At 68.0% G+C, this 4275-nt stretch carries 6 protein-coding genes and 1 pseudogene; 5 read left to right on the top strand and 2 right to left on the bottom strand.

Translation table 11 applies throughout. The annotated features are described in order from the left end of the window. Positions 1-21: 21 nt before the first annotated feature. On the bottom strand, positions 22-267 hold the full coding sequence (locus ACN269_RS32920) for a DUF5703 family protein (RefSeq protein WP_421476966.1): 246 nt from the start codon (positions 265-267) through the stop codon (positions 22-24). Positions 268-314: 47 nt separating this feature from the next. Further along, on the bottom strand, positions 315-1199 hold the full coding sequence (locus ACN269_RS32915; RefSeq protein ID WP_421476963.1) for a hypothetical protein: 885 nt from the start codon (positions 1197-1199) through the stop codon (positions 315-317). Between the two features lie 255 nt (positions 1200-1454). Here ACN269_RS32915 and ACN269_RS32910 point away from each other — a divergent pair, with 255 nt between their 5' ends. From ACN269_RS32910 to ACN269_RS32890, 5 genes and pseudogenes are all read left to right on the top strand, one after another. Then, a complete protein-coding gene (locus tag ACN269_RS32910) occupies positions 1455-1766 on the top strand; it encodes a hypothetical protein (RefSeq protein WP_421476961.1) in 312 nt (103 codons plus the stop codon). Positions 1767-1853: 87 nt separating this feature from the next. Continuing rightward, positions 1854-2684: an undecaprenyl-diphosphate phosphatase gene (locus ACN269_RS32905; RefSeq protein WP_421476964.1), complete on the top strand. Its 831-nt coding sequence runs from the start codon at positions 1854-1856 to the stop codon at positions 2682-2684. After that, positions 2681-3409, top strand: coding sequence for a histidine phosphatase family protein (locus tag ACN269_RS32900; RefSeq protein ID WP_421476959.1), 729 nt, complete (start codon positions 2681-2683; stop codon positions 3407-3409). The genes ACN269_RS32905 and ACN269_RS32900 overlap by 4 nt, the downstream gene beginning before the upstream one ends. A 32-nt stretch (positions 3410-3441) precedes the next feature. Then, entirely contained in the window at positions 3442-4029 is a 588-nt protein-coding gene (locus ACN269_RS32895) for a DUF3090 domain-containing protein (RefSeq protein ID WP_421476957.1), read from the top strand. Further along, positions 4013-4275: pseudogene (locus ACN269_RS32890) on the top strand (phosphatidylinositol kinase); the annotation flags it as partial. The gene ACN269_RS32895 and the pseudogene ACN269_RS32890, both read left to right, overlap by 17 nt.

Here is a 4275-nt window from a genome sequence, read left to right as displayed (position 1 = left end):
CCCGGCGCAGCGCGCGGTAGATCACTGGGCCGGACGCTCGGCGGTGTCGCTGCGGTCCGCGACGGTCTTGCGTCGACGCAGCAAGACCCTGCGACTGCCATCGGTGTAGAGCCGTACCCGGGTGAGCTCCCAGCCCCGGTACTCGGCTTCGATCGACAGCCGGGTCGAGGCGTTGAGCCTGGTCACATCAGGTGGCAGGCGCAACGGCACCCACTCGTAGTCCTCGGAGAGGTCTTCGGAGACGACCTTCTCCCAGCCGACCGGCATACGAGCGCGGTGCATCGCCTGGCCCTGCTGTGCATGCATGCCGCTGGTCATCGGCGCCCCGCTGCATCGGTGATGACCTGCACACCGGCTCCAGATCCCGACACCACGTAGAGGGTGTCCGAACTGTCGTCGTAGGCCAGGGAGTCGGGTTGCTGCACGGTTCGATAACGCACCTTCTCGACGGGGATGCCGGTCGCCAGATCGTAACCAATGACGGTGTTGGTCGCCGTCTGCGACACCCAGGCCAACGTGGACGAGCCGGCCAGGCCATACGGCGCCTCCGCTACCGGGTAGCGCTGCCGAAGGATCAGCGGATCGGTGCCGAACACCAGCAGTTCGCCGCCGCGGGTGTCGGCCACGAGCACCCGGCCGACGGGGTCGGCGGCGATGGTGGTGGCCCCCGCGCCGGCACGCAGCGCGCGCAGTTCCCGGGCGCCGTCGCCGTCGAGCGTGGTCACCGAGGTTTGTCCGCGATCGAGGACAACCGTCGTATTGCCCTGGGTGACAAGGGCATCGATGCGGGCGAAGCCGTCGACCCGCGCGCCCACCGTGGTGTCGGACGCGAGCGTGTACACCGCGCCGTCCGCGCTGCCCAGCACCAGGTTGCCGTCGGCGCGCCGGGCGACCGCGGTGAACGGGATCTGCGACTGCTCGGCAACGTCGAACCGGGCCAGTTCGCCGTCGGCGATGTCGAACCGCAGGTAGCCGCCGCGCATCGACAGATACACCCGACCCCGGCCGTCGCCGGTCATCGCGGTCGTTTCGGGGGGCACGCCCACCGCCTGGGTGACGCCCTCGGCGGTCACGACGCGGATCACGTCGGGCGACAGCACCACCAGGGATCGGGTCGCTGCGTCGAACCATGCGGACCGGGCGGCACCGGGCAGCGGCTGCACGGTGCCGTCGGCTTGCTCGGTGGCCGGCGGCGACACGGCGGCCGACGCCGGGGCGATGGTGGGTGGCGCGGAATCGATCGAATCGGCCGTGCAACCGACCAGTGTGAGCATTGCCACCATCGCGAACCCGGCGTGAATCCGCTGACCTGCGGTGTTAGCGATAGGCGGCAAAGGTAGCTCTCAAGTCGTGACGGATACAGATCGATCGGACAGCCAGTTTAGGCACGGTCCGTTGCGGAAAATGGCCGTGTACGCCCCGTGAGCTCGCGATGTCGGCGGTATGGTTCGACTATGACCCTCGCCGCAGACCGGGATTTGGACACCGACGAGTTTGCTATCGAGGATATCTCCACTGGTGTACACGCCAGCGGGTTTGGCCAGACTGGCGACGGGCGAACGTTTTCGTTTCACATCGAACGGCAGATGCTCGTGGTCGAGGTGTACCGGCCCCGGCTGACCGGCCCGGTGCCGCAGGCCGAGGACGTGGTCGCAGCGGCCGCCCGCACGGTGACCGACATCGACCTCGGCGACGAGCGCAGCCTGGCCGCCGCGGTCCGCGACGAGGTGGCCAGCGCGCAACCGGTGGAGCGCCCCTCGCGCTGAGCGCGTAGATCTGCCACCCACGGTACGGTCATCGTCGTGACTGAGGTGGTTTCGCTGCTTGCGTCCGCGGAATCAGCTCCGCCGGCCATGTCGTGGCTGCAGGTCGTGGTCTTGTCGGTACTGCAGGGCCTCACCGAGTTTCTGCCCATCTCGTCCTCGGGGCACCTGGCCATCGCGTCCCAACTGTTCTTCGCAGACGACGCGGGCGCCTCGTTCACCGCAGTCTCCCAGCTGGGTACTGAAGCCGCCGTGCTGCTGTACTTTGCCCGCGATATCTTTCGCATCGTAAAAGCTTGGTGCACTGGGCTTTTCGCCGCCGAGCGGCGCGACGCGGACTACCGGCTGGGCTGGTACCTGATCATCGCCAGCGTTCCGATCGGGATATTCGGTCTGGTGTTCACCGAGGAGATCCGCACCGGTGCACGCAATCTGTGGCTGGTCGCGTCAGCGTTGGTCGGGTTCTCGGTGGTGATCGCGGCTGCCGAGTACTTCGGACGCAAGCGCCGCCCGATCGAAGAGCTCACCTGGCGCGACGCCATCACCATGGGGTTCGCGCAGTGCCTGGCCTTGATTCCGGGAGTGTCGCGGTCGGGGGCCACCATCAGTGCCGGCCTGTTTCTCGGCCTCAAGCGGGAGGCGGCGGCCCGGTTCGGGTTTCTGCTGGCGATCCCGGCGGTGTTCGCCTCGGGGTTGTTCTCGCTGCCGGATGCGTTCAATCCGTCCGGAGAGGGTATGAGTGCCAACGGACCGCAGTTGTTGGTGGCGACGGTCATCGCATTCGTCGTCGGCTTCGCCGCGGTGGCCTGGTTCCTGCGGTTCTTGGTCGCCCACAGCATGTACTGGTTCGTCGGCTACCGCATCATGCTGGGAGTGGTGGTGCTCGTTTTGTTGTCGACAGGGGTGGTGGCAGCGACATGACCGTGATTCTGCTGCGGCACGGCAGGTCCACGTCCAATACCGCCGGCACGCTCGCCGGCCGCAGCGCCGGCGTCGACCTCGACGACAAAGGTCGCGCGCAGGCGCAGGCGCTGCCCGAGCGGATCGGGTCGCTGCCCCTCCGCGCGATCATCCGTTCACCGTTGTTGCGCTGCGAGAACACCGTGCAGCCACTGGCGACGGCGGTGGGCCTGCAACCCGTCGTCGAGGAGCGGTTGTCGGAAGTGGATTACGGCGCCTGGACCGGCCGCAAACTCGGGGACCTGGCATCGGAGCCGCTGTGGCAGGTAGTGCAGCAACAGCCGAGTGCGGCGGTGTTCCCCGACGGCGAAGGGCTGGCCGACGTGCAGGCCCGGGCCGTGGCAGCGGTGCGTGAGCACGACCGCCGGCTGGCCGAGGAGCACGGCGGCGACGCGCTGTGGGTGGCCTGCACCCACGGCGACGTGATCAAAGCGGTGCTGGCCGACGCGCTCGGCACCCACCTCGACAGCTTCCAGCGCATCGTGGCCGACCCGGCGTCGATGAGCGTCATCCGGTACACCGCGGTACGACCCTTCGTGTTGCACGTCAATCACACCGGCGCCCCGCTGACCGCTGCGCTGCTGGCCAAACCGGCCAAGACCACCGACTCCGGTGGCGAGAAAGACGGCGGCGAGCATGGTGCCGTACCGAGCGGGGACGCGGTGGTGGGTGGCTCCACCGACTGACAGCGGGCCGTAACGGTATTTTGGAAGGTGCCATGGCCCGCGCAATCCACGTCTTCCGCATGCCCGACCGCTTTGTGGCCGGGACCGTCGGACAGCCCGGCAACCGGACCTTCTATCTGCAGGCCGTTCACGACAAGCGGGTGATCTCGGTCGTGCTGGAGAAGCAGCAGGTGGCCGTACTCGCCGAGCGGATCGCTGCGCTGCTGCTGGAGATCAACCGCCGGTTCGGCACCCCGATCCCGCCCGAGACCGGCGAAGTGGACGACCTCAGCCCGCTGGTCACACCCGTCGACGCGGAGTTCCGGGTCGGCACGATGGGTCTGGGTTGGGATTCGGAGGCCCAGACCGTGGTGGTCGAGTTGTTGGCGGTGTCCGAAACCGAGTTCGATGCGTCGGTGGTACTCGACGACGCCGAGGAGGGGCCCGACGCGGTGCGGGTGTTTCTGACTCCGGAGTCGGCCCGGCAGTTCGCGACCCGGTCCAACCGGGTCATCTCGGCGGGGCGACCGCCGTGTCCGCTGTGTGACGAGCCGCTTGATCCGGCGGGTCACATCTGTGTGCGCACCAACGGATATCGCCGCGGGGTGATTGCAGGATCCGACGATGACACCGACAGCTAGCGAAGGCGACGACTGCGAGGCATTGCGGCGCGGCGAGTTGACCGTCATCGGGCGAATCCGCTCGGCCAGCAACGCGACGTTCTTGTGCGAGGCCGATCTCGGCGGCCAGCAGACCCACTGTGTCTACAAGCCGATCAAGGGCGAGGCGCCGCTGTGGGATTTCCCCGACGGCACGCTGGCCGGCCGTGAGCTCGCGGCATATCTGGTGTCGACCGCGCTGGGCTGGAATATCGTGCCCTACACCAT

Source organism: Micromonospora sp. WMMD736, assembly GCF_049179015.1.
In the GTDB taxonomy this organism is placed as follows: Bacteria; Actinomycetota; Actinomycetes; order Mycobacteriales; family Micromonosporaceae; genus Micromonospora.
This window is presented reverse-complemented; position numbering and strand designations above follow the sequence as displayed.